The organism is Candidatus Micrarchaeia archaeon, assembly GCA_041653315.1.
Taxonomy (GTDB): Archaea; Micrarchaeota; Micrarchaeia; order Anstonellales; family JAHKLY01; genus JAHKLY01.
The window spans coordinates 1-26,410 of sequence record JBAZFO010000013.1 but is presented as its reverse complement, the minus strand read 5'-3'; the positions used below and the strand labels follow the sequence as shown (position 1 = coordinate 26,410).

The following is a 26,410-nucleotide window of genomic DNA, read 5'->3' as shown; positions in this document are numbered from 1 at the left end:
AGTCTATTTGTTTTGTCGACCCTAATATACGGATACTGTCACGGAGCGTCGGAAGAATAGTGATACCATGATAAAGCCTGCTTACTGAACCATCGTAATTTTTTCCGACATAGAAGACACCACCAGCCGAGTAAGTATAATTGATATTCGCGGCAATATCAGTTATAAAGGTTGTCCGAATTGGTGAGGTTGTTAACGAAGTAGTCGCCGTAATCGTAATACTGCCCTCGCCGGAAGCCCGGCTTATCTTGACGGCGCATAAGACCAGAAGAATCAGTATCAGGATAATCAGGACATTTTGCTTCCAAAGTCTCATCTAAAACGGTCTCCAGCCCGGACAGGCAATCAACGTAATGGTAATACAGACTATAATAAATATCAACCCGCCAATAACTGCCGTCCACATCCTATTGTCTGACTCAAGTTCTTCTTTGGATAATTTTCTTTGTGCCATAAATCACCCCAATAAATGAAGTTCTTTTATCAAAAACGCCAATACTGTGATACCGCCGATAAATGTCCATACGGTATATTCTACACGGCGAATACGCTTAATAAGACCATTGCCCAATACTTTGTCTATCTTCTCTTCGATACGACTAAGTTGTTTGGCGTGGTCGTCTTGTCTTTCGATTAATTTTCCCCACTCAACCGGGTCAAATGGACAATCTCTTGTCTTGCAGTCAGTCATTGTAAGTTCCTTATCGTTCATGGTTTAGGCATTCCCATTGATGGAAGTTTCCCTGAGGGGGGCTTGGAAGAACCCCTGATTTTGTTTGTATAGGTGGTTGCTTGGACACCAAGTCCATCAGTTATTACCCCCGCCACTGCAGCAGCGGATTTATTATCTTTCAGATTAATGACATTTTGCAAGAAAATGGGAGTATGTGCTCTATATATAGCACCACCCCACGTAAAGGGGGTTTGGTCAAAGAATGTGCCCCTTAACGCATCTCGCAATACGGAAGCGGGAGGATTGAACTTGTTGGTTACAAAACTATATAAAACATCCAGTCGTGTTCTCTTACCATAACCGGGTTCTAATTTGGTGATTTTACCGGTTACGGCATTTTTGGTTTCCCCGGTAATTAATCGTGAGGCTAAGACAACAAGACCGATAGCTTTTGTTCCATACAAGAAGTTAGTCCCACCTATTTTCACCGTACCAAAAGCAGAACTCCTTGGGTCAGTTTCCGCACTCCCCGGTTTAAGATAATTACAAAGCGTCATAAAGGATGCTGTTTCGACGGTCAACTTTAATAGATTCTTAGCGGCTTCAAATCGAGCACGTGGAGTTTCCAGCCCCGCACCGAGACTATGCATTGTTAGAATATCATATTGTCCCTTCAACATCTTCGGTGCCCACATTACTAATCGTATGATTGGGGAATTAGTCCACTTGGCCGTACCGCGAGCCGTCAATGAACTACATAGTTTACCAAAAGCTTTTTGTTGATTAATGTTCCAATCTACCCCGTTTTTAATAGCCCTATCGGCAAGTAAGTCGTAAGTACCAAGCCTCATTCTTGTGGCACTTCCAGTAAAGGCGTATTCGCTGGCCGTCAATACTCTGCCCACACCGGGGATTCTCTGAGCAAGTGTCCCCGGAAAGGGTTCTTCTGTAGTGGGTAAAAGTCCCGCCTTTTGGTATTCTCCACTCATATAACGAGGTCGAGAATAAACATCGGCCATTAGTGCGTCGTGGGCATTCTTGCCGCCGATAGTCTTAGCGAAATCCGCAAAAGATTTTATGGCGGCTCGATACCATATAACGGGGTGCGTCCCAAAAGTATATACACCCTGACTACCGATAAAGGAATTGTCAAGGGTCGATACTAAAGTAACACTATTATCAGCGATTACTTTTGCCGCGTCTAACCCAACCCCACCTACGGCCCCAACGGGATTTTCTTTCCATGTAGTTCCAAATTCACCAGTACGGTTTTTGAGTATAGTCTTAATTGGCGCATGAACACCCTTTAATCTATCGGCATAATTTTGAAGGACAACCCTTGCCGCACCATAAACAAGTCTATTGCCGCCCTGTTCCATCTTGATTTTAGCATCACTCATAACCTGCGAGAGGCGAACGATTTCAGTCGCCTCTTCTTTAGTAACTACTCCGGCAGCCTTCGCCGCCATTTGATAATTTTCCTTAGCCCTATCACGTTTGGCCTTTAAGACCATTGCTTCAGGATCAAGTGCGATTGCCCGTCTTTCTTGTTTAGTGAAATCAAGATTCTCAAGTTTCCCGGTAAGTTTTTTTGCTTCGTTTGCGAGGCGAGTCTTTTGTGTCTTTAGACCAATCCGTTGGCGACGGTCATTCTGGGTTTGTTTCCATAAATCATTAAGATAGGGTTTGACCCATTCACCCGTATCCTCAACCATTCTCGCCGACCATTCCGCGAATGCCCGCGTTCCAGCCTCGAAATGATATGTTCCAATCTTCCCTAAATCCTTTATAACTTCGGGGTCAATGCCAACATTTAATTGAGTGCCACTAAATCGCTCTCTTAATTTTGCTTTAGTTATTTCATAGTCCGATAAAGTAACAATCTTATTTTTCGCCCCATACTTTATCGGTTCTCTCTTTGCTACTTTTTCAGTGAGACGCGCAGACAGGGCGTTTTGTGCCGTTTCAAGTTCAGTTCGTAATCTTTCGACCTCCGCGGGTTGGACTCTTTTCCTACCCGTTCGCGTACTCTCTTCAGCTCTTGTCTTACTAATATCCTGCATTACACGAACAGGACTATCGAGAACGTCCGCGCCGGAATCTGCTGCCTTGATTTCCTTGCCATATTCACTTAAATGAGTGGCAACGGTTGATTCGGTCGCCAAACGACGTAATGTTTCTACATCTCCAGCCTTCGTCGCTCTTTCCTCAACCGCACCAAATACTGCCGCATCACGGGTGCCGACCGGTGAAGATTCTTTTCCCATTGCTATTCGGTCGGCCCTTATTGGGTCAATCTCAACAAGTTCCCGTGCAACCCTGTTCCAATCACCCTGATGTTCCTTTGCGTATTTTGCTAACCCCTCAAACCCCTCGGTCAACTTAGCATCAACTGCGACCGCCTCGGTTCGCTCAGCACGTCGAGATGGGGCCATGTTCCCCGGTGTCCCACCCTCCAGAACAACCGTCTTATCCGGTAGAACGGGTGTACTTATTTCTGGTACGCTTGTGTCTGTTTGTGGTACAGGTTGTTCCGAGGTCGACTTCTTCGCCTCATCTGCCGCCCGATATGCTGCACGCTTTTCCTCGGCACGGATAGCGACATCTTTAGGTGTTTTAGCATAGAAACTTGTTCCCCACCCCGGTTCTGTCAATGTCAGTTGCGCCTTTCGACCCTTAACACCAAAATCCATCATCCCGTCATAACGAACCCCTACTGCATCAGCCGCCGCCTTGAAGGGTATTTCGTCTGGGGTTAAGACTCGTGGTTTTACTTGCCCTTGTGTTTGAACCACTCCACTTGCTGTAGGCGTTTCACCGCCCGTCCCTTCGATGGGTACGGGTCGCCCAAGCTCTTCCCCTTCCGACGCTTTTAAGTAATCGTTTAGTAAAGTATTTTTTTCAGTTGGGTAAATAAACTTCCCGGTCTTACCTGTTTTAGAAGTCTCATACCCTATTTTCTTTATCAATCTACCACGTTGGGGCGATATCATCACACCCTCATTAGTAGGTGCGGGTAATTGGAGTAGGGGGCGATTTTCAAACACCGACGGGTCTATGGTAGTTTTCGGCATTTCCCTTGTTGCCGCCGCATATTCTCGTGCCACCATTTCGGGACTCGGACGATATCCTTTTGTTTGAGCTAAAATCTGTTCGTTGGCGGTTTTACCACCACCCGGAAGCGACATTATAGCACCAAGAACAGTCTGGGCTGCGACATCTTCCGTTGGAGAACCCTGCGCCGCCGCCAACCCACCGAAAGTTCCACCACCAACCGCAGTACGCGCCAATAATGATTTTAGTGCACTGAGTCCTTGTAGGGATTTTAGTGTTAATGCCCCTTGTGCCGCACCAGTCGCCATAGCCAAGGGATTGGTTTGGTCGGCATCGAGCCCCCCCTCAAGGGCGGCAAGGGCGGGTGCTCCCGGCCCGGTTGCAATCAATAAGGGTATTTCTCCCAATATGTCCGCAGTCCCAGACGCTAATTTAGGGATAAAACCCTTGACTTCTCCTGTCGGGGCTACACGCTCTCCAATACCACGTAATCCCTTGGCCGCCCACCGCCCGGCATCAGCCAACGTTCCATGGGGATATCCGCCACCTTGGGTGGCGAGAAGTTCTATAAGGTTGCCCGCCCTATTATAAAATCGCGAGGAAACGTTCTGAAAACCATGTTGCCAAGGGTATAATCCTTCTCGCCATGCGGGAACTGTTTCTTTTTTACTGGCGGTCACATAGTCATTTAAGAGACTATTATTAGATGTGGACTGACCGGCCTTTTGATAATCTTCTAAAAGACTCACTTATTTAAACTTTCCTATAATGGCATTAATGGTTTCTTCTTGTTCTGCCGGACTCGCCTTATTCCACCGCTCTTGACCGACCCTACCAATAATCTCATCTATCGCCATACTTCGTGGTGTGGCTTTCTCTGGCGTAGTTGTTGATGTCGTTGTGGGATAATCCGGTATAGTATCCCCAGAAAGCATTTGATAATCACGCCGAAGTTTATAGTCGGGATTTGGGGTAATCAAAGTATCGGATTTACCAGCATTATACCACTTGTTATTAGTAATATTCGTATCCATGGGTTGTGCCTGCAAAAGAAAAGCCACCAATTCTTCCCTAGAAGGAAGATTACCCACCGGTTTCTGTGTTGTTCCACTCCAGTCACGTCCACCAGCGAATTGAGCTAAGATATTGTTTTGTTTATTTGTTATCTCACTCGGTGAAGGTGGAGCCTGTTGATATGTCTTACTCCCCAGTGCGGCAGCGTTTTCCTGCGTCTGACGATACTGTGCTCCCTGAGCTGCAATTTCAGCCATACGATTGGCGTGCTCCCTCGCAGATTGGTCTTGTTCCCAAAGTGCCTGCCGTCCAGCCTCATATGGTTTCATATTTTGAATAAACTTCTGGAGTTGGAACTGTTGTGTATCTAACCCATATGCCCTATCGGCGTTCGCCTGTTGTTGTTGTCGCGCCAATTCATCCATCAGTATTGCCATCTTCTGTCGAGTAACTGTATTCTGATTTTCTCGATTTTGATTATACCCACTCAGTGCAGCACCAGCAGTACCCGTAAGTATTCTAAGAATTTCTCTTGTATCCATATGTTATCCCGCCAACATAGCTAAGAGTTGACGTAATTGCGCATCACGTTGCTGTGTAAACGCCACATTCTTTTCTTGTAGATTCTGCATATAGCCAGCCTCCGGCGCAAGTTGCTGACGATATCCCATATTGGCCAGTTCCGGCGACCCGATTCCGCCGAACCTCGACATTCCCGACATAATACGAGCATTGGTTGGCATTTGACTTGTGCGGTATTTATCCAACATACCCAACATCGAGGTGTTGTTGATAACGTCCCCACCAGTCTTTAACTGATTACCAAATTGACTCGATAATCGTTTCTTTTGCTCCGTTGACCATTCAAGGGCCTTCTCTTGTGCACTTTTACCACCAAGTAGGCTCGACAATCCGGTCAACGCCGCGCCCGCTACCGCCCCCCACGGGCTACCGCCCTGTAATGTACTCATCATGGATTGTAGGGTACTACCCCCTCCCCCGCCACCTTGACCGCCACTACCAGCTTGCGACCCGAAATAACTTGTTGGGTTCTGTGCGTAATATTGTTGAAGAAATTGCTGAAATAGTTCAGGATTCATCTAACTCACCCCTATTTTTTACCTAAATCACTTGAAAATTCATACCATAAATCTAATTTTTGTATTGCTAAACTGTCAGCACTACTCGATAACCGCACCTTATAATACATTGCCTCTTTTGGAGTAACGGTCATAAGCCGATATTTATACTGCGTCGAATCTGTTTTTGCGGTTGACGTATCACCCTGATTATAAAATGTAACCGTAAGGGGTTTAGAAACGTTCGACGCACGCCACAATCCATATTGATTTATCTTACCCCATTTACCATTACTGACAAATAACGGTTGTGATTCCCACGTCGATGTTATCGAAACACCAGAATCTTTCTTCGTGCCCCCATATCGAAATACATAATCGTCTGAGTTCTTGATGAATATAAATGTATCCATTGGACGCATATCTTGTTGTTGTGTAGTGGTATAATACGTTCCCTGTCGTGCGGCAAATGTCCACGCATTCCATTGTCCCGTTGGTATCGAATATACCCACGAAGTATCCAGTGTCGGAAAACTAAAAACTACATTACGTTTATCTGGTGTCAACCACGAGTAACATTCTCGCTTGGCCGCCAACGTATACTTATCCAGATTATTCTGAATCTGGGTAGATATCATAGGCAGGTTTCCGCCGGTTTCTTTATACTGTGATTGCAGTGCCGTAGAAAATGAATATATCCCATTACTTGCAAGGAACGCATATCCGCCGCCCGGAATATCAACTATTGAATTACTGGCAATAATACCGACACCACTTACCATGAGTCGCGCTTGATGAACACCAGCCTCAGTATAATTTGCTGTCCATATTGAGTTGTTTTTACCAATCAGTAACTCATTGCCCGACACATGAAGACAGGTTATTTCATCGCCATCGTCTTTACCGACATCGAAAGCATTCTCTGGATACCATAGTCCAATATTCGCACCATCTTGAGTAATCTCGGAATAATAAACCCGATTACCCGATGCCATATAAACTCGGTCGCGCATCACAACAGGGAAATCCATCTGTCCATGAGTATATCCGGGAATCATCAACCGTAACGATGTAGATATCTTCGACCACGGCAAAGAATCAACGTAGATACCCTGATATGCCGTATAATAAATACCCTCCGAATCAGATGGCGGTAGAGTGTCAACCACATACCACGATTCTAACATGGTATGGAGAACATTAGAATCATTGACAACCGGATTCTCACGACACATCCAACATTTATCTTCTTTGTCGTAATAGAGAAGAGAATGGGAGTGCAGAGAGGACATAGTGTCACCGTTGTCTCTAAGACATAAATACTTACCATCAAGGGGAGAACCGGTGAAAATCGGAGACTCGCCCAACTTTCCTTCATATTTAGGATTTAATATCGCCGGATAACCACCAAAGAAAACCGTGTCTTTCTCTGTCCGCATTATTTGATTTTCACGCCGTCGACAAAGTAGTCTCTGGAGATATCTATAGTTTGGATGTTCCGGGGGAATACTAAGATGAATGGCATAGTCGTATATTCTACCATATGCTCCGGTATCGGCTGAGTCGGCGTATGAAGTTATTGGTATGCGTACTGCCGGGCCAAAATCCGTTACCATCCCCGTTGCCGTATCTCTTAGGACAATGCAATAATGAGTTGCTTTCCAGACACTATCCATCCGGCGCATACCCTTAGACATTCCCGTCCATGCCGTATCGACAATAGTATCTGTCCCAAGCCACATTACCTGCCCGATTTTGAAGGTAGTATCGTGAGGCATAGTATCGCCTACGTCGGTATCGAGGTGTTGTGTTCTAATGATAGTGTCTACAAAACCGATGAAAGAATGACCAGTTTTTCCAAGAGAATCGTCACGGGTAGAATCTATAATATAGTCCAGAACTGAACCAACATTCATATTAGAATAAGTATTCGTGGCAATCAAAAAGAATGAATCGGAAACAGTCTTATTCGCCCTCGTACGTCCAATCTGAATAGAAACAGAATCGGGATAAAAAAATGTATTGGCAAAAACAGTATCAATGACAAGATAGGAATCCGTCGGATGCCACCAGCTATGCCAATAATGACTATCTACGGCAATAACACCACTGTCATCGTAAATCGCACCCATACGTGGAAAGTTATAAATCGCCACTTGGTCACTATCGACATTAATCCGCCACGACGCATTATACAGATTCATTGAGTCGGCACACGCTCGCCACGCCCGCACATTACCTACTTGCTCTGGTCGAGACGTACGTATAGCATAATAGTAATTGCCATTCAATACCGGTCGTGTTCCACTCACATTCACTGGCGCAAAATCGAGATGACCAACGGGTACTTCTGTCAATGGACGCACCATTTGAACCGAACCAATAGAATCAACAAATCTCACGGGACGGTTTTGGCCATTAGCGATAATCAACTCGTTGTTATAGAGACACCAGTGGGGGGTTTTACCTTTATACTGATAATATCCAGTTATCGTACCGAGAGAGGTTCCATTCAATGGCGAAAAATAAATATAATTCCAGAGACAATCCATACCCGAAATAGTCGGATTGGCCGAAACAAATAATCTTTTCGAGCCATTGTCCCTTATATAGGCACAGATACCATTGAGCCAAACATTGGCTCTTTGAACATAAAGGCTACAACCGTCACGCTTGTGTATCCCATCAAAAGTCTGAGAATAATCCCAATTCAAGGATAAGTCAGCACTACCGACCTCAGTCTGTAATGGATTCTTGGCATTATCCACTCCACCAAACGCAGTAATGGACAACGATGGTTGCTGTTGTGCGAAGACTAAACCAGATAGAAGAAATATGAGAAGGAAAAGACTACTTGCCGACCTTACCATATCTCGCACCCCACAAAGACATAATTTGTTCATTGTATCTCTTCAGAAATTCCTCGGAACGTCCATTATTCATGTGCTCACTGGCTTCATAACACGCCCACATAATAGCTACGCGCCTATATTCCATCGGTAGATTTGTTGCCGTTGTCGTATCTGCCATATAAGTTGTTTTTTTATAATAGAGTACAGTTATAGTATCAACATCACTTGATATCGGAGCTATATATATAGAATCACCAAACACAAAATATTGTGTAGCATTCCTACCGGTTGTAATCGCACCGTCATACTGTGTATTACTTAGACTATCATGCGATACTGGTTTCAATGTCCGAATTGGTTTTCCACCAAGAGTGTCGGCGAAAACCCCAATAGTCCGAATAAGAGCGGTATCAAGTAATATGGCGGAACGGTTGGCAGTAGTAGCAATCATCTTAGATACTTCAATACCCAAATCCCAACCAGCACGTTCAACCCCATATTGAAGATGTTTGTTTGCCAAATATATTGGTTCCGCATCGGTTCCCGTGGTATCCATACCCAGTTGTTCATATAGACCCGAACGCATTATTTTTATTGTGCTATCGGGCTGTACAGCGGAAACAAATGCCGGAAACAATAAAAAGAGAAATATGATTATAAACTTTTTCATAATATCACCAATCCCACGGCCCCCACCAATTTACATATCTACGAACCTCGGCCTCATCGAACATTCTAAATAGGGACGCCCATGAACGACGGTCTTCTCTCCACAATTTCTTTATTATCTTAGTTAAAATAACCTCGGCCATTCCATGTTCGGCCTGAACCGGTGTAGTCATAAAGAAGTTTGCATAAGCCACAAGACCGGGTATGAATTTAGCGGGGATGTCGGCAATATTCGTTATATCTTTTTTGTAGGTAATATAAACATCTACTGCAACTGGCGGGGCAAGTTGCCCCTTCCATTCGCCATCTTCATAATATACCTTACAAACCTTAGGATAACTTCCGGTAAGATTATCCAATCGCGGAACTTCCCAATCGAACTTTTCGACAGGCCATACTTGTATCCACCCACCACTACTTGAGGTATTTTCTCGCATTGTAATTACGCCGTCGAAATCCTCGTCGAACGTAATAATACCACTGGAATTAGCGGTCTTGGTAGTATTTGCACAAGTAAATGACCACGGTCGTGTACCACTAAATGAATTTACCGCCATTTGGCAGGCGTTCACGACTAACGGGTCTGCAATTTCCCGACCATATAACTTGGCAACGTAACTATTAAATGTAGTTATATCCATCGTTCTTTAGCTTTCTTTTTTTCCGCCCAATCTATGTCTGCGTCGGCGTTGAGGTTGGCGGGGTTGAACTGGTAGAGTCCGGCAATTTGGAACCAGCAATACTTTCTTTTTGCTGGAGAGCCACACGTGCCGCATCGGATAAATTCTCCGGGTCTTTTCGAGATTGTGGCGATGATTTCCGTAGTTTGTCCGCAAGTTCCGCATACAAATGGGTATGTTGGCATAAATCTATTCCTATATCTTCTGGTTTCATCTTGTTTTCACGAACATATTTATAGTCTTCGATTCCATAATGATATTCACCTATATGTAACAATGGTATCCGAGGGTCAACCCATAGGTCATATCCTAATCGCATTGACTCTATACAAAAACGATAATCCTCGCCACGCAACGATACTGCACCACGCAAGGGTTCGTACTCAATAGGGTCAAAGAATATCGGTGACGGGGGGTCTGTTCGATGATATAAATCTTCTATCACTTTTCTTTTAACCAAGACCATGCCAAATCCTATTTGATGAACACGGAATAATTCATTTTCCGGCCATCGACCAACCTGTTTCATCTCCTCGCCATTATAAATTCCGATATTAGGATTAAATGGTGCCCATTTCCTTACCGTCATAGCACCAACGATATCCTTATCATCATCAATTAACATCTGCACCCAATCCGCCGGATTAGAATCAAGTGGAAATGACTGGTCGTCATCTATAAACAATAGATATTCGTGTCGTGGCCCATTCTTGCCATCTCTTGCCAAAAACCCCTCAACTATAAGATTACGAGAACCGGCAATAATAGACGCTCCCCTCGGCCCCCATAAATCTCTTTCATCAACAGCATATCCGCGGTCTCTCAATTCTCGAAACATGAAATCTATTTGCATCTGATTAGCAAACATTGGCCTGTCTTTAATCGGTCTACCAATAGTAATCCCCGGCTTACCACGCCATTTCTGCATAATCTGATTTAACATCGGGGTGCCTTTTCTTTTATGTTTCTTCATCATCCTTCCTTATGTTTGGGGGTGAGATGCCCCACCCCCAAGTTTAACATCCATAGTTATACGTGATAACTAAACAACCCAATCGCCCAATTAGAATTAAGTGCTTTCGCCGTGAATGGGATAGTCCAACCAACGGTTGAGAACCGGTTTAACGGGTTAGAAGTATCCCCCGGCCCCGGATTCTTAATGATGATAGACGGACTGGCCGGATTATCTCCACCAATCGTTACCACACCAAAAGCCTCTTGAGCCAAAATCAGACTCAAGCGAACAGCCGCGGTTTCGACATATGTCTGGACGGTTCCCGCCGTATGCCGATAACCCTGCGTTGATTCAACTACTCGCATACCACAGAATCGACCCATTTCACCACTGATAATTCCACCAGCATTTCCCTCATATTGCGCCAGAGGAATCCAAGTTGAATCCGACTTCAAGTCTTTGATTACTTTGGGGTGAGCCAAAAAGACAAAATATCCATTACTAATAGGCGTACCCTTATTCTCTACCATCTGCGCCTGTTGTTCCATCATAATATCATAGGTCGGTATCATGCCCGTAGTAACACCAGCCGTCCGAACCATACGAACCCATGATGTCGAATCCAATGCCGTCTCAAACCCACCACTAATAGTCACAACACTATTGGCGGTCGTGGCACCAGCCGCGTAGTCGGTAATCACGCGCGTTTGTCCGTATCCAGTACCCTTGTAAACACAGCACAAACCACCATTCCACCAGTCGTTAGACAAACCCGTTGCGGCGGAAGTGCCAGATAGAATCAACGTGATACTGGCATTGGTAGTGCTGGTAGCAATCTGACCTTCATAGGTATAGGATACCAATGAGGTCGCACCAGAACAATTGCAATGAACGGGCCAGATGCCGCCATTGGCAAGTTCTGTCCATGTCAAAAGGTCAAGTGTCGAAGCTGCGTCGTTTCCCCAAATTTTAGTCACACCGGCCAATTTCCGGTCAATGTGAGTACGAGAAACCAACGATGAGTGGGCTGAAAAGTGACCATAATCAGCAATCGTAGCATTAATTTCCTGACCCGTGATGGCCGTAGCCGCCGGGTTCACGCCCTCAGTCAGAGCCGTAGTCGAAACGGCGGGTTGATTATACCGGAAAAAGCGTATCTGTTTACCCCCACCTTCGGGTATACTGCGTTTCTGACCAAACCGCACAAGGCGCAATGAGTCTTGTACGGTCCTCAGAAAACTCTTATCATAGTAAATCTGTAATCCAAAACCAATACTACCCGTTGAAGTCTGGGTAGTACCAGCAAGGACATCATCATACCAAGCCATTTATGTAGCCCCCTAAAAAATATTCCTATTTATTCGTTTGTTATACCAAACATTTTCTCTAATTCTTCAATCGACTTATTCGTCAGGTCGGCAGGACTCACGCCGCGAGTTGACGTAGGCTTTACGCCCGTCCCCGTAGTCTGTGCCCGCTCTTTTTCAGCATGACGAACAATCTTACTCGTAGATTCAACCGCCCTTCTGGTTGGTGTTATTTGAGTATCGACGTACTCTTTGGCCGCCCGATAAAGTGCGGTAAGAGGGTCTCTCAAATATCCATATCCGGGGTCTTGCTGATAAAGTTGCATCATAAAAGGTTGTAGTTGAGCAACATCAGGATGTTTCTCGGAAAACCTTTCGACTTTTTCAGCAAGTCGGTCTTCTTCTGATTTCTGTACTCTCTGTTGTAATGCGGCGATTTCATCTCTTGTCGGATACCTTTTATCCAAATATTCATGGGGTCGCTCAACAAACCGATTGGGGTCATATTCCACATCGGGTTCATCACGTCGAGTTTGAAGGTCACGCATTCTCTTGTCGCGCTCCTCAAGGTCTCGTTTGAGTTGAGCATTTTCCTGTGCTACTTGAGTAGTATATTTGTTATAAAACGGTATCCTTTCTATCATATCATCAATAGACGTATATTGCTTATCAAGCCCCAACTCTTTGAACTTTTGTTCATATGGATTAAGGACTACTTCTTCTTGAGTTTCCGGTTCAGTCTGAGTAGACTGTTCTGTTTGCTCAGGTTCGGATGTACCGACCACCTCCGGGGTTTCGGGTTCCGCTGATTGCTCTTCGAGTACCTTCTCCAGTTCTTCTGGTTCAAGGTCTTGGAGTTTCTTCTTAGTCATTTTACTCTCCTAAGGGGTTACTGGTCTTTTCCAGCTCCCTGTTTTTAAGGTCAACTGCGTTTTTGCAGTAGGCGATAATGTCGAGAATCCCGGCACGCCGCCCGTTATCGAAATTTATTTGCTCAAGGTCACGGATAACTTTCCCGTCACGTCGGTTGACGAGATTGTCTGCCCGCTCTTCGAGTTTCGCAATAAGCCATTTCCCAATAGGACTACCAAGAAATGCCTCACACATTTCACCTTCTTGGGCAATTTTGAAATCAATGTTCAATGAGTTTCCAGTCTCCCACTACATCACAAGGAATAACTCTTCCATTGGGGTAGGTCATAGTATCCTTGACTGTAATAATCAAGAACAGTTGTTCCAAAAACAAACTATCGTTAGCCGCCACATATGGTCGTGAGACCTTTAGGGAACATGGTAGGGCGGCAATCGCATTAGAATCAAGATGCTTAGAATATGTGCCCGATTGTCCAGACGACATCGCCGAAACCAAAACCACCGTACAAGAATCAGCATTGCCCGAACCAACCGAACTGGATGTATACCCAGACGAGGCTAATGGGTTTCTAATAATTACTCGACCATATAGACCATCATAATCAAGCAAATCATTAGTTACTGGTAAAGTATCGACCGTTGTTCCCCATGAAGTTTTATTGGGAACTGCAGTTGCGGTATCGTTGGTCAAAACGGTGTCAGCGGTAGACAGAATCTTAAATGACAACCCCTTACGGTCTGATGTTATCTTAAAATAGGTAGTCGAATCTTCTGCTGTTAAATAGGTACCACAAGTTCCCGCATTAATATACTTAACCATCGAGTCACAAATCATAGCAACGGTTGTGCCGGTAGCCGGAGAAGTCCAGACAATCTCTGCCGTATCCTTATCGGCATTAGTTAGGAAAGTGTCCGTAAAAGCATATGAATTATACGCTCCCGTACCAACCGCCAATGGTGTAATCGCCATATTCATTGCCGTATCACCTGCATCGGTGATAACCATATTAAAGGTTTCGATTCGATGAATGGCATCATCCGCAAACGCCCCAGAAACCAACACCATCAATAGTAGAAATAGAAACTTCTTCAATTTAACGCCCCCCAATTAGACAAACCAGAACATCGGTATCAAAACCGCCAACATTGGCATGAACACTCTCACTTCATTCCACCGCGACGGTATCAACATTAACAACCCGAAACCACCCATCAACCAATAAAGATTCATTAACTCTCTTGATGGATGAGATACAATCCCGACCGTAACATATGCGACAAATATCGTCAAGGCTAAAAGGTATTCAGTTATGCACTTTCTCGCCATGATGACTTTTATATTCTCCTTAATCTGCGATAACGAACAATACCGGGGTCTTTTCCCATATACCAATCTTGGGATGGCAAGTCCGCATAATGAGCATATCAAAACACTAATAGACTGCCATACCCCCAACCCAAGAAAATAGCAACCCAATGGTATAAAGACCCCGGTTTCTCTGTTGAGCGATGCCAATAATGCAATCGCACACAACATGGATACATCCTGCTGTCCCAAAGACCACGCTAAACATAAAAATGCAAATTCATAGTAACAATCCGTGTAATCAAAGAAAAATGTTATCGGTAATATGGCACATAATAGAAACACCGAGAACTGCCACGGTATCCCCAACGTCAAAGAAAACGCACCTATTCCATACAAGGCCAGCACCATCCCGATATATTTAATAAACATATACAGACGAAGACTCGGTGGAAATGGCAGATACCGGTACAACCATGGAATCAATACCCGATATTGCATCGGCTGAACGGACGTTCCACTGCACACCGAATCTAACGACCCGAATCCATTAAACCACGTACCAAGATTGAATCTGGTTATGCGCTCTTCCGTATAAAGCAAAACGGCGGCAAGTATGAGACAGGTCAGAATCATTCCCAATCACCTATCAGACTATTTCTAACTTCCGACAAATTAAACGGTACTCCACAGTCTCGACAAACGTAAGTCATCATAACACCAGAATCTAATGAAAATGATACCAGATTTTCGCTAAGGTCTCGTCCATATAAAAACCGCTTAAGGTTATCCCCACCACATTTTGGACATTTTATATCAAGGGGTGAATAACTGGACATGGGTAGTCCCATTATATCCTCCCCGCCTGTGTTCTATTGCGCCCCTGCATGGAAGCGTTTAATTCTTCTTGATTGCGTGGTTGTGGTAATTCCATGCCACTACCACCTTGATTATTGGTAGGCATCTGTTGCACTCCACCACCCATCATCTGTTGTAACTGCATCATCTGTTGTAACTGCTCAGACGAAACCATCGTCGATGGCAGAATCTTAACAATTTGGGCTTGACTCCATGTCCATTGTTCGAGCAATTTACTCATTAAAATATCCGGTCGTGGTAATGGCAATCCCAACATTTGGCAAATAGGAACAAGTTCAGTAATAGGTTTCAAGCTTTGCAATATCTGTTGGGCAACAACACCACGTTCCATCTCGCGGCTTGATGCTTCACAAACAAAGTCGACCGATGCCCGTATCTGACCCGGTTCAATCTTACGCCACTCAAGCCCCTTCTCGCCAACGACACGAATAACATATTCCTCATCGAGGAAATAACTATTGATAGTATTTCTCATGTCGTATAGTGGTTTTATAAGTGAACCTTCAACCACCTTGAGATAGCTGTTGATAGCCATATTGGTTGCGCCAGTAAGAATCTGCGCCTCACCAAAGGTTTCCACCCCCTGTTGGGCACCACCTTCTGCGGTATCATGTATCCGCGTAGCATTTTGTCCCATACGACGGAAAATAGCCAATCCCTGATAAATATCCGGCGACATATTGGGTACGGCAGGATAAAAAACCGCACGCTGAACATCTTCGGGACAATCAACTTCAATGGTTTCATCAACGGCAGTATTCAACTGTGAGGGAATTTTAATAGCTTCACTATTAACGACCTTTGGTCTCTTAACTTGTTGCTTGAGATTGGCTATCAACATTCCTGTTATAGTATCTTGTGCGTGTTGTAGTGCATGAAATTTATCAATAAGAGAATAACCGATAAATGAACCGTCATCCTTTTCAATGTTCCCAACGATGATATTTTCTTTTCCGAGTTTTAAGGGGTCTCTATCAAATCGGACAAGGGTGTCTTCGTATTGTATGCCAGTAACAACACCAATGACATAATGTCCCGGTTCCATCTTCTCACCATCAGCCGACTGTAATCCTTCACCGGGGTCATAATAACCTTGCCACTCAAGATAAATACAATGGTCTTTGAAGAACTCATTGTCAATCGATTGACCGGCTAACTTGCGACGTTCACGTAAACTATCATCAGACCCAATACCGGCACTGGCCGAAGAAGCCTTTTTTGCAATCTTGTCTTGGTTAAAGAAATACTTATCGGTAAATTCGGTAATACGTCTGCGAGTACGAATAATTATCGGATGTCCATCGCCATGTGCGGTTTTTTCCGGGACAAAGAAGGTATCGAAGGGGTCTAATTTAGTAACGGCAGCCCCCATAAATTCAGGGACTTCGACCACTCTCGGCTCCCTTGTCATTACCGGCATACCGGTGGGGTCAAGAATCGGTTGCCCCATTTCGTCGGTAACGGGTCGTGGAATCATTACGACTTCACTACGCTTACGTTCTTGATAATCAACCTTAACGGGTAAAATTCCATATAATGCCCCATCTTTGGTACTGGAGCGAATCTTCATCTCGACATCATCTATCTCGTCGTGATAGTCAAACATAGATTGTTTGGCATCAGCATCGGCCTTGTCGGTGTCTTCACGTGGGTATATCGTACACGGCGAACCCATATGAAACAGTTTATCGTTCATCATAGCACAGAAAGTATCTACTTGCTCGGTAGTAAAGGGGACGGGGAATAAATGGTCTGACCTACGCTCCGTCAAACCCTGATTAGTCTGCCCTGACCGATAATGTTCATAATTAGATAACCATCCCTGATGTATCGGACGCAAGAATGTTTCCGCTCGCCCAAAATCCTCAAGGACGCGCTTCTTAGCCCGTTCTTCCCAATTCAAATTTACTGATTCCACTTATAATCTCCGACCTAACTCATTGTCCCACATACTCAGAAAAACCATATTTAAAGTATTACATTAAGTAAATATCGTAACTCATTGCTATTACTAATCAGATTCAGGAAACACCTTCTGGACTCAATATCTCAATAATCTCCGACCTATTTTGTCGGAGACTGTTTTCGACACAATTTTTTCTCATTCTCTCGCAACGAGTTACAGCCGCACCGAAAAATAGTTCTTGACTTGGCACGGAAATTGTAGTACCTTGTGCTTGGGATGTTGCTGGGGATTTAAACACCATCACCCCCACCTGCCACCATCAGCACTTCTGTCCTTACTTCAAACGAATCACGAATAAATTTGGTTGGAGGAATCGGATTACCCTCAAGTTCCGCTCGTTCTAACTGATATACCATAGCAAGAACGCATTTTTCAACAGACCGACCACGAGATACCTCATCGTACGCCCATTTTACTGCTCTATCCCGTGCCAACTCATGTATCTCTTTATCGGTCATTGTCCATAACCTCCAATTTGATTTCAATAGCCTTACCGTTATCATGGTTATTTTCGAGATCAAATGACTCTGCGGAGTTATTACATTTGTCTAACCCGATAACGTCAACGATTCGATAGGCATGTCCCTTAAGTGTCTCCAGCAAATCCATACTGACAGATATTTCAATCCATCCGACAGAAGGATATGTGTTCGAGGCGGAATGATATTTACCTGTAATATATACACTATCAACCATCATCCCCACCCTGTAAATTCATCTTGGAAACCACGCCGCGAATCTGGATTATATAACGGTTTAGCACTCTTGCCCTTAGCTACCAATCCTCGTCTCAAACCGTGAACAATAGCATCTACCATATCGTCATGATACTTCTTATCACCCGTGAACATCTCTAATTCGTTCATCAACATAATCTGGTTCTTGTCGTTCTTATCAAAGAACACCCGTCCCGACTGGAACATTCCCTGTACCGAAAAAGCACGATTAACCTTATCCTGTTTTGGATGTTCCCAGTCCAACGTGAATCTCCGGCCATGTTGTTCCATCACCCGCTTGAACTCAAGTAACATGACATCGTTGTCTTCGGGTGGGTTTACCTTATCTGTTTCTATAAACACAAGATTGGCATTGTATTGCGCCGCTTGACCAAACAACCATTCTGCCGCTGAGGGTATTGTGACCTGACCCCGGAAAACATCCATGACGTAAGCTCTCGGATTAGTCTCTCTTGTCATTCCCAGCGTTACGACAGCCGTATAGTCCGCCCCCTTACGTAATGAAAAGGCCGCATCCATTGCAACAATCGTATGTAATCCATTAGCCCGTAACTTATCGTAAAACGCCGTTCCCTTTTCGTAATATCTAAACCACTCACGCCTAAAGACGGGATTACCCGAAACCAGCGGTTTACACATATAGTTGGCGTTAAACAAGTCATCACCCATCAACGCCTTTTGCTCTAACAACCACTCCGTTGAGCGACCTTGTTCCCAAATCGACCGACCAGTATCGTCTAACGCCGGGAACTCCAACACATGAAACTGTGGGTGTACCTTACACTTAGATAGTAAACTTAAGGGAGACAACGCCGAACCTATCATAACCAACGGTTGACCCGGAACCAAAATAGGCACTACGTCAGAAAAGAACCATAATTCATCGGCCGCTAAAACCGTTTCGCTCTCCACGTCCGTCTGGTCTTGCAAGTCATCACAAATGATAATACCGCGTGAACCTCGAATAGCGCAACCCTTACCACGCGAATAGACGTCTACCTTGCTTCCATCAGACCTGATAACCTGTATGTGGTCTTGACCCCACGCCCGACCCCGCTTGAACTTGTAGTCGCTCTGTAACAATAAGTTAGTCTCTAACTCATTCTTAATCCAAGTCAGGTTCCTCGTCGCTACACCAGCCGAACCACCCGTCTGACCTATCATCTGAATCTCAGGATACTTACCCTCCATAATCAAATACAACGGCCAAAACTTGCTGGCATACGTAGACTTAGCAAAACCACGCGCCAAATCAATCGCCATCTTGGAAGATCCACCTAACTTGCTCAAAGCATCACATAACGTCAAATGAACCTTAGCACAATCAACCGGTAAATGACGAGCAGCTAAATACGTGATTATAAACAAAACCAGCGGAGAGACATCAAGCTTATGCAACCCATCACCCAGAACCTCACTTGGCTTCATAGGAGACTCTACAACGGGTTTTTCTACGGGGATGGGTATATCGGGAGCCTGAACAGGCACAACGTCTTCTTGAGGCTCTAAGACGGGCTCGACTACCTTGGGCTTACGTGGGTTCTTTGGTGTCCGGTCTTTGAACAAACCATGAGCCTTCTTCCATGCGTAAGTACGATTAGCCGGACGACGACCATCACGATGACGAGGCTTGATTGCTACCCGCTTAGGCATAATTCCTATTTTTGAATGTCAGGTTCATTGTCCACAGGCGATATACCCCCGCTCTCGCCACAGGACGAGCTACCTTGCTCGCCACAATCTTCGACCAACCGGTCAGTTTTATGAGTCTTAACCATAAACCCAAACCTATTGAGCCCAGCCTGCTGATTGTCAAGCCGTTGCTGTTCTGTTACTTCAACTGATACAGCAAACGTGGCATCGGGCGTGTCACGTATGATACCCATATCGTTCAGATATTTGATTTGACATACACGGTCGCCGTATTGCTTGTCTTTATCCGCGTACAGGGCGTTGTCCAGAAAGCGTTGGGTGATGGTCAGGGCATGCGAACCCTTGAGCAATAGCGCGAGACGTACGGCGAGAGGCGCATAGTCCGGGCGATATATCGTATCATACCAAGCTTGTCGCGGCATATCGAGTAATCCGCATTTATTTACAATACTCAATTCATTAGTCGGGTCAAGAATTTGGCAAGCTAAAACCTTGCGCACGTTAAGACTACCGTAATCTTCTGGTATGGAATTAGCCAATTGTAGTGCTTTTTCAGCAAATTCTTCTGCCATATTGGCAGGATTGTCCGCCTTATTGACAGCCCAATCAATTATCTTTTTTATTTCCGAACTGTTGCCGTGCATATAGTTCCACTAATTCTTTTGTGGTTAACAAAACATCAGTTAATCTCTTGTTGCGCTTCACTATCCGTTGCATTCTTTTTGCAATCCGAACGTTCATAAACTTCATTCCCTAAATAAAAATCATCCAACATCTTATCAGCATCGGATAATTTATTTCTACGTATCTTAATATGTTTCTTGGGGTTAAGTACAAAATCAAAGCAATCAACAGGATGCTCTTGCATGGGAACAATATATGCATTAGGTATATATTTGTCAAGCACTATTTTAATAAAGTGTAGTATTTTCCGACACTACTGTAGTATTTCTGGACACACACATTACGTCTTGTGTCCAGTTTTACTACACACCACAACCTGTAGTTTTAATTCTGCAATCCATTGCAATTATGCGCAATCCATTTCATCCCCTTATAAACCAATATCTTTTATGAGCTTACAACTAATTCCCCTTAAATACCATGCAATCTATTGCACTTTGAATCAGGACAATTTTAGTTACTATATTGAATTACAACAAGTTACAATTTTCCCCTTTCCGGCACAGATTATGCTTGTATTATAGTTGTACGCGAAAACTTTAAAAAGAGAGGAAAGAAGATGAAAACCTACAAGAAACAAATTGGGGACGGCAAGCTTCCCAACAAGTATTGGGTATTCCAATATGATCAGAAGTATAAAAGGACAACTGATACCGATGGAATGGTATCTTTAGACATTATCAAAGAAGATGCTGAAAGCACGGACTCCCTTCTTGGCGAATTTGAGACATTTAGAGAAGCCTTGCAATGTGTGGACAACAAATCTTATCTGCCGAACGTCGTGATTGAAGACAGATTAAGCGGACAAGTCTTTGAACAAATCTGTATCGTTTGCCAAGAATGTGGTAAAGAAGAATACGAAACCCAAAACGATATTAGGTATAGCCAAAAAGTGATTGAAGAAGCGGGGCTTAAATTCGAGTAACACACAAAACGAAAGGAAAGAAAGATGAACACTCAAACAAGAACCGATATGATGCTATCCATCCATGAATTACATGGCAAAATCTATATTCGCAATAAGAACAAGGATATCATTGCTGAAATTCTTGGTTCTGGTCATGGTGATGCAATGGAATACGCCCGCCTGATCGCCGTCGCGCCGGAACTGATGGAAGAAAACCGTGAACTATTCGACGCTCTATGTTTCCTATTGATGGAGTATAATTCTCATATTCCAGAAACCGCGACCTGTCCCAAGATAAGGCAAGCGGCTGACAAGGCAATGGCGGCTATCAAAAACAGGAAATCCTTTCGCTTTTCAGTTAGAAAAGCCACCCTTAACCCTGAAAGTGGGGCTTAACCATGTCGTTTAGTGAAGATATGTCAAAAGAGCATAGTGCGCCGATATCTGAAGACAACTGCCCATATTGTAATGGTGACTTAGAAGATGGTATGATATTCGATGTATCGTCTGAGTATATTGGTATTAACGTCCAGTGTGTTAAATGTGGCAAGAAACTTATCCGTTGGCAAAAAATAACTTTTGACCATCTTGAGAGCGAAGACGCCCAAGAGTGCTTTTATCCCAATGATGAAAGTGAGGCCTAACCATGAACCCGTACAAAGGTGAATGTGAAAAAGCCATAGCCGAAACAATAGCTGAATGGTCACAGCTCAGAAAGGATAATACTCTCTTACACAAGGTCAACGCGGACTTGTTAGAAGCATTAGAAACGATAGCTAATACCATAGCCAAGAATAAGGAATCGATGGCAGTGGGAGACCCCACACCCATTTATCGTATTTGCATAACCGCTATCAATTCTGCCGCCAACGATATGCGGTTTGGGATAATAGAAAAGAAAGAGGGGAGTTGAGCTATGTCGGAAAAAATAAAAGGTATTTGTTTCATTGATTATCATCGTAATGGAGTAAGCGGGGAATCTTTCCATACTGTTGTATTCAACCACAACAAACAAACATTAGTTGGAATTGTTTTTGAGGCTCCTAAACACTGCGCCGTTATAGGATTATCGAAAACAGTTTGCGGCATGATAGACACTGAAAACAAATGGCGTGGAGACGAATTTGAGAAACCGCTTCGAACATTAATCTCTGAATCAGACCCAGAGACGATTTAGAAGCCCTAACATTTCCTCTTTCCTTTCGTGTGCAAGCCCTTGTCATCAGAGATGGGGGCTTTTCTTATAGCCCTAAGCGCAATTCCCCGATTGCATCACCAAGTTTAGTCATCGGGCTATTGATGCCCGCCGATACAACTGGCCGGGATTCTGTTTCTGTTTCCGGCCACGCAGGATCGAGATATATCTTATATTTCTTAGCTGTTTCCTTGATACCGGCAATCATGTCATCGGGCTTGTTTTCGGCCTTTAGCTTATTGAGCCAGATTTGTAGGTTTCGGATGGGTTGTCCAGCGTCGGCAATATCTTTATTGTTATGGGCGGTCAGGAGTATCCTTGTACCAGTCATTAGGCATCGTCGCCACGTCTCAGATAGGTCGGTACGTACAATAGGGGCTTCTACTGGCTTAGAATAGGCGGCCTTCTTGCTGATGCAGTGGGACACGAAATAGGCAGCGGTAGGTATATCTTTAGATTCAGAGACATTATAGTTTAGGTATTCCTCAAAAACATCCCGGATAAATAGTCCGGGGAACTCTCTTAACTTTTCCCAATATGCCTTAACCATAAAATCAGATACGGCTTGGCCACGTCCAAGATTAGCCCAAAATGTCTCAAAATATAGCCTAAACTGTTCATATGTAAGACGTTCCAACTCATCGTAAGTGTTCATTCATGGCCTCTTTTTCTTTATTGAACTTAGCATTTAAGTCTGCAAGTTGTTGCGTTGATGAAGGCTTGGCCTGTATTAGCTTATTGGCACAGGCCTTTAATATGGAGATAGAGTATCCCGCCCTGTCTTTTATAAACGGATCGTCGGTTTCAAACATACGGTCAACGAGGATTTTGAACTTCTCCAAACCAACGCTTTTTAGTAATCCCTTAACAATCTTCCCATCCTTACCTCCATCAAAAATGTATTTCTCTTTGGTCTTTTCCTGATACTTTTGGCAAAAATAATCAATGGCTTCTTTGTGGTCGAAAGACACTTTCGACAATATGGTCTGGTCTGGTCTGGTCTGGTCTGGTAAAGGGAAGATTCGGCGGGATTTTTCGCACCGCTGCTTCCGTTTTTTTATGTGCTCTTTTGCGTCAACCTCTTGGTAATACTGGTAGTTAAGTATTTTGATGGTTATGCAGTTTTTAGTTTTGATTAATTCGCATTTCTGTGTCGAGGCGAAAAATGCTACATATTTCGCTGCGATCTGGTCGTCGCACCCCCACGCCATAGCCGCCGCGCCCCAACTCCGAAAGCATATCGTACCCGTATCGCCTTGTAATTTTGCCCAAACAATTAACTGCAACCAGAGTCCTCGACCATGACTATTCATGGATACAAACCAGTCGTCTTGAAAACAGTCCGTCCATATCTTAGCATATCCAGCCATTAATGTCTCCAATACCACTTTAGGACGTGGATTTTATTGTCAAGCCAAACCTTCACATCCCAATACAGACAAACCGGAATAGCTGGCCTTACACAAGTTACTAAATGCTGTCCCCTCCTGTCGGGGTCGGTTGCCAGACGTAAGGCAACAACTTTCCACGCTCCGGTTTCTTGTCGGCTTTCTTGTCGATATTCTTTTGGTATGTCCTTGTTACGCATAGTATATAGGATTTCCCCCGCTTTGGGGAGCTTAAAATCCTGAAAATCATAATAACGGTCAGAATATCTGGCCATATTATTAACTCCGAAGACCCCACCAGCGGCCAGACCGCATGGATTGCGAGAACAGCCCGACCGCCGGGGAGTCTAAATTTATCTGATTAAAGCAATCCATACTACCAACCTATTCTTTTAGCATATTCTTGTCAAGACAATTTTAATAACTTTTTTTAGATTGAAGGTCTATATACTACACAAAACAACCCCATTTTACTGTTTCCATCTTCACATTATATGCAACAATTTTCATCTTTTCGTTGCTATTGTGCATATCCAATATCCAACCAATCTTATCCTGTATATTGTACGATAATGAGTTAGAGATATTTTTGTGTTTTGGTACGATAATTGCTATATGGCTTGTTGGTTCTTTGAAAAATGATAGACTCGCTCGTGGCGGAATAGGTAGACGCGGAGGGCTGGATGTAAGGCATCCGCTGTTGACGAACAACTCGCCATATCGGGCTATTAGTAATAGCCGGACACGTTGTCTCGTAAATAATTGGCCTGTGGGGTGCAAATCCCTACCGAGCGAGTCTTGAGACAAGAGACGGGGTGACTAAATGTGTACCCCGTCCTCTCAAATCTTGTGTCAACTTGACGAAGTATATTTTGTTTTTTGAAAATAAAGTTGTTGACTTTTAGTGTTGTTGAGCCGATAGTGGGAATAGTTCTTTGACAATAAAAGTTTGGCCGGGGCGTAGATCGCGGATACTTCACCTATTAAGTGAGAGGTCGCGGGTTCGAATCCCGCCCCCGCCCCCGTCCTCGTCCTCGTGGCGGGGTAGCTCAGTGGGAGAGCACTTTGTACCGCAATCGCTCGTTCCCGGCCTAAAATTTCGGGAGGCGTAGAATTTGGTTATGGTGGCTGGACGCATCTTGACGGGTTTTCGGAGGGCATTGTTAGATGGATAATAGAGAATGAAAAATCTTGTTGACTTTATATCTTGTTGAGTCGATAATGATATTTGAGGAAAGATAAATGAAAATTAAAGATTTGGTTGATGCTCCACAATGGCTTAAAGATGCTATTGTAGAAAATGAAGATGTTGATATTATTGATGGCATCGTTACATGGTACAACGGGACATGGCGCAACGGGACATGGCGCAACGGGACATGGCGCAACGGGGAATGGCGCAACGGGGAATGGTGCAACGGGACATGGTGCAACGGGATATGGCGCAACGGGACATGGTGCAACGGGATATGGTACAACGGGACATGGCGCAACGGGACATGGCGCATCGGGACATGGCGCAACGGGATATGGCGCAACGGGACATGGTGCAACGGGATATGGTACAACGGGATATGGCGCAACAAAAACATTTCCGACCGTTTACTTTTTATGGCCTCAAAAATTGGTATTGTATTTAACTCTCGTGGAATTGCAACCGCATATCGCACGACACAAAAAGATGGTCATGGCCGTTATATCGAGAATTTTGTCCAGCGGTCGGGCAGGTATTATGAGGCTGATTTACCAATTTCCGGTTCGGGCACCTGCGTTCAGGGTGTCCATGTATCATCAATGGCAACTGCAATTACTTATTTTGGTGTTGATGTTACCGCCCAACTATGGGAAGTAAAATTCAAGCGCGAAGATTTATTGGACTGTGACGGCGAAAAGGCGCGTATTCGTGGTGGGGTTTTCAAGAAAATAGATTGTCCATTTATAAAACGAAAGGATAAGTGATGACCGAACATACCAAAACGCCGTGGATTGCCAACGACCAACATTCCGGTTTAGATACTCGTTGGAGGGTTGAATCGGAACATGAACACAGTGTTGTTAATGACGGATGGATAATTTGTAACTGTTACGGGCCGGATGCGGAGTCGAATGCTAAATTTATTGTCCGCGCCTGTAATCACCACGCCGAATTGGTGGCGGCACTAAAACGGATTGCCTCTGGTGAGGGTTATTACGGAGCACAAGCGGCCGAATATAAACAAATAGCCAGAGATGTCCTCTCAAAACTGGAGGTTGATGATGCCAAGTGAACGAGCGAAACGGGCAGCGGAAATAACATTCAACGCTATTGAGGGTCAAAAATTTGTGGAGCCTAATGAGCGACTTATTTTTGATGTCATCGTCTGTGCTATTTCTTCCGAATACGCCGACCTTGAGGCGTATGTGGAGTATGTAGAGAGGGTGGTTCTTTGCGACCGCGCCCAATCCGGTGAGACTATGCCTTCATTCCTTTCGCTGGGCGAATTACTAACCTTCCCCGAATGGAAAAAGGATAAAAGGAAATGAACTTAAGTAATAAACA

The 26,410-nt window shown here is 44.3% G+C and carries 29 protein-coding genes; 8 read left to right on the top strand and 21 right to left on the bottom strand.

Translation table 11 applies throughout. The features are described from left to right. Positions 1-457: 457 nt before the first annotated feature. From WC356_03855 to WC356_03765, 19 genes are all read right to left on the bottom strand, one after another. The gene (locus tag WC356_03855) at positions 458-691 is read right to left on the bottom strand and encodes a hypothetical protein (GenBank protein ID MFA5382276.1); all 234 of its coding nucleotides are present in this window, start codon (positions 689-691) and stop codon (positions 458-460) included. 17 nt (positions 692-708) lie between these two features. Further along, positions 709-4,476, bottom strand: a complete 3,768-nt coding sequence (locus WC356_03850) for a hypothetical protein (protein ID MFA5382275.1) — start codon at positions 4,474-4,476, stop codon at positions 709-711. After that, positions 4,477-5,283, bottom strand: coding sequence for a hypothetical protein (locus WC356_03845; protein MFA5382274.1), 807 nt, complete (start codon positions 5,281-5,283; stop codon positions 4,477-4,479). A 3-nt stretch (positions 5,284-5,286) separates the two neighbouring features. After that, positions 5,287-5,841 carry a hypothetical protein gene (locus WC356_03840; protein MFA5382273.1) on the bottom strand — a complete coding sequence of 185 codons (555 nt, stop codon included), beginning with the start codon at positions 5,839-5,841 and terminating at the stop codon, positions 5,287-5,289. 11 nt (positions 5,842-5,852) lie between these two features. After that, positions 5,853-8,690 (bottom strand): hypothetical protein, encoded by a 2,838-nt coding sequence (locus WC356_03835; protein ID MFA5382272.1) that lies wholly within the window; start codon positions 8,688-8,690, stop codon positions 5,853-5,855. After that, entirely contained in the window at positions 8,671-9,228 is a 558-nt protein-coding gene (locus WC356_03830) for a hypothetical protein (protein MFA5382271.1), read from the bottom strand. Before WC356_03830 ends, WC356_03835 begins: the two co-directional genes overlap by 20 nt. A gap of 118 nt (positions 9,229-9,346) precedes the next feature. Continuing rightward, positions 9,347-9,982 carry a hypothetical protein gene (locus tag WC356_03825; protein ID MFA5382270.1) on the bottom strand — a complete coding sequence of 212 codons (636 nt, stop codon included), beginning with the start codon at positions 9,980-9,982 and terminating at the stop codon, positions 9,347-9,349. A gap of 31 nt (positions 9,983-10,013) precedes the next feature. Beyond that, the gene (locus WC356_03820; GenBank protein MFA5382269.1) at positions 10,014-10,994 is read right to left on the bottom strand and encodes a hypothetical protein; all 981 of its coding nucleotides are present in this window, start codon (positions 10,992-10,994) and stop codon (positions 10,014-10,016) included. Positions 10,995-11,050: 56 nt separating this feature from the next. Then, the gene (locus WC356_03815) at positions 11,051-12,304 is read right to left on the bottom strand and encodes a N4-gp56 family major capsid protein (protein ID MFA5382268.1); all 1,254 of its coding nucleotides are present in this window, start codon (positions 12,302-12,304) and stop codon (positions 11,051-11,053) included. 29 nt (positions 12,305-12,333) lie between these two features. Continuing rightward, a complete protein-coding gene (locus tag WC356_03810) occupies positions 12,334-13,155 on the bottom strand; it encodes a hypothetical protein (GenBank protein MFA5382267.1) in 822 nt (273 codons plus the stop codon). A gap of 1 nt (position 13,156) precedes the next feature. Further along, the gene (locus tag WC356_03805; GenBank protein ID MFA5382266.1) at positions 13,157-13,426 is read right to left on the bottom strand and encodes a hypothetical protein; all 270 of its coding nucleotides are present in this window, start codon (positions 13,424-13,426) and stop codon (positions 13,157-13,159) included. Beyond that, the gene (locus WC356_03800) at positions 13,416-14,249 is read right to left on the bottom strand and encodes a hypothetical protein (protein ID MFA5382265.1); all 834 of its coding nucleotides are present in this window, start codon (positions 14,247-14,249) and stop codon (positions 13,416-13,418) included. The genes WC356_03805 and WC356_03800 overlap by 11 nt, the downstream gene beginning before the upstream one ends. A gap of 15 nt (positions 14,250-14,264) precedes the next feature. Beyond that, positions 14,265-15,098, bottom strand: coding sequence for a hypothetical protein (locus WC356_03795; GenBank protein ID MFA5382264.1), 834 nt, complete (start codon positions 15,096-15,098; stop codon positions 14,265-14,267). Between the two features lie 214 nt (positions 15,099-15,312). Further along, a complete protein-coding gene (locus WC356_03790; GenBank protein ID MFA5382263.1) occupies positions 15,313-17,259 on the bottom strand; it encodes a hypothetical protein in 1,947 nt (648 codons plus the stop codon). Positions 17,260-17,537: 278 nt separating this feature from the next. Next, positions 17,538-17,741, bottom strand: a complete 204-nt coding sequence (locus WC356_03785) for a hypothetical protein (protein MFA5382262.1) — start codon at positions 17,739-17,741, stop codon at positions 17,538-17,540. A 13-nt stretch (positions 17,742-17,754) separates the two neighbouring features. Next, positions 17,755-18,003 (bottom strand): hypothetical protein, encoded by a 249-nt coding sequence (locus tag WC356_03780; protein ID MFA5382261.1) that lies wholly within the window; start codon positions 18,001-18,003, stop codon positions 17,755-17,757. After that, positions 18,003-19,697, bottom strand: coding sequence for a phage terminase large subunit (gene terL, locus WC356_03775; GenBank protein MFA5382260.1), 1,695 nt, complete (start codon positions 19,695-19,697; stop codon positions 18,003-18,005). Before terL ends, WC356_03780 begins: the two co-directional genes overlap by 1 nt. A gap of 5 nt (positions 19,698-19,702) precedes the next feature. Continuing rightward, positions 19,703-20,341, bottom strand: coding sequence for a hypothetical protein (locus tag WC356_03770; protein ID MFA5382259.1), 639 nt, complete (start codon positions 20,339-20,341; stop codon positions 19,703-19,705). Between the two features lie 35 nt (positions 20,342-20,376). Beyond that, entirely contained in the window at positions 20,377-20,565 is a 189-nt protein-coding gene (locus WC356_03765; protein ID MFA5382258.1) for a hypothetical protein, read from the bottom strand. A gap of 375 nt (positions 20,566-20,940) precedes the next feature. Here WC356_03765 and WC356_03760 point away from each other — a divergent pair, with 375 nt between their 5' ends. Genes WC356_03760 through WC356_03740 form a run of 5 tightly spaced genes read left to right on the top strand, consistent with a single transcriptional unit; the run spans position 20,941 to position 22,465 of the window. Then, positions 20,941-21,306 carry a hypothetical protein gene (locus WC356_03760; protein ID MFA5382257.1) on the top strand — a complete coding sequence of 122 codons (366 nt, stop codon included), beginning with the start codon at positions 20,941-20,943 and terminating at the stop codon, positions 21,304-21,306. 24 nt (positions 21,307-21,330) lie between these two features. Next, entirely contained in the window at positions 21,331-21,684 is a 354-nt protein-coding gene (locus WC356_03755; protein MFA5382256.1) for a hypothetical protein, read from the top strand. A gap of 2 nt (positions 21,685-21,686) precedes the next feature. After that, a complete protein-coding gene (locus WC356_03750; GenBank protein MFA5382255.1) occupies positions 21,687-21,932 on the top strand; it encodes a hypothetical protein in 246 nt (81 codons plus the stop codon). A 2-nt stretch (positions 21,933-21,934) separates the two neighbouring features. Continuing rightward, positions 21,935-22,201, top strand: coding sequence for a hypothetical protein (locus tag WC356_03745; GenBank protein MFA5382254.1), 267 nt, complete (start codon positions 21,935-21,937; stop codon positions 22,199-22,201). Between the two features lie 3 nt (positions 22,202-22,204). After that, positions 22,205-22,465 carry a hypothetical protein gene (locus WC356_03740; protein MFA5382253.1) on the top strand — a complete coding sequence of 87 codons (261 nt, stop codon included), beginning with the start codon at positions 22,205-22,207 and terminating at the stop codon, positions 22,463-22,465. A 64-nt stretch (positions 22,466-22,529) separates the two neighbouring features. Here WC356_03740 and WC356_03735 read toward each other — a convergent pair whose 3' ends face one another. Next, positions 22,530-23,138 (bottom strand): hypothetical protein, encoded by a 609-nt coding sequence (locus WC356_03735; GenBank protein MFA5382252.1) that lies wholly within the window; start codon positions 23,136-23,138, stop codon positions 22,530-22,532. After that, positions 23,122-23,853, bottom strand: coding sequence for a hypothetical protein (locus WC356_03730; protein ID MFA5382251.1), 732 nt, complete (start codon positions 23,851-23,853; stop codon positions 23,122-23,124). Before WC356_03730 ends, WC356_03735 begins: the two co-directional genes overlap by 17 nt. Positions 23,854-25,113: 1,260 nt before the next feature. Here WC356_03730 and WC356_03725 point away from each other — a divergent pair. The 3 genes from WC356_03725 to WC356_03715 are packed head-to-tail and all read left to right on the top strand — an operon-like array spanning position 25,114 to position 26,394. After that, a complete protein-coding gene (locus WC356_03725) occupies positions 25,114-25,830 on the top strand; it encodes a hypothetical protein (GenBank protein MFA5382250.1) in 717 nt (238 codons plus the stop codon). Beyond that, a complete protein-coding gene (locus WC356_03720; protein ID MFA5382249.1) occupies positions 25,830-26,138 on the top strand; it encodes a hypothetical protein in 309 nt (102 codons plus the stop codon). The genes WC356_03725 and WC356_03720 overlap by 1 nt, the downstream gene beginning before the upstream one ends. Beyond that, positions 26,125-26,394, top strand: coding sequence for a hypothetical protein (locus WC356_03715; protein ID MFA5382248.1), 270 nt, complete (start codon positions 26,125-26,127; stop codon positions 26,392-26,394). The genes WC356_03720 and WC356_03715 overlap by 14 nt, the downstream gene beginning before the upstream one ends. The last annotated feature ends 16 nt before the right edge of the window (positions 26,395-26,410 follow it).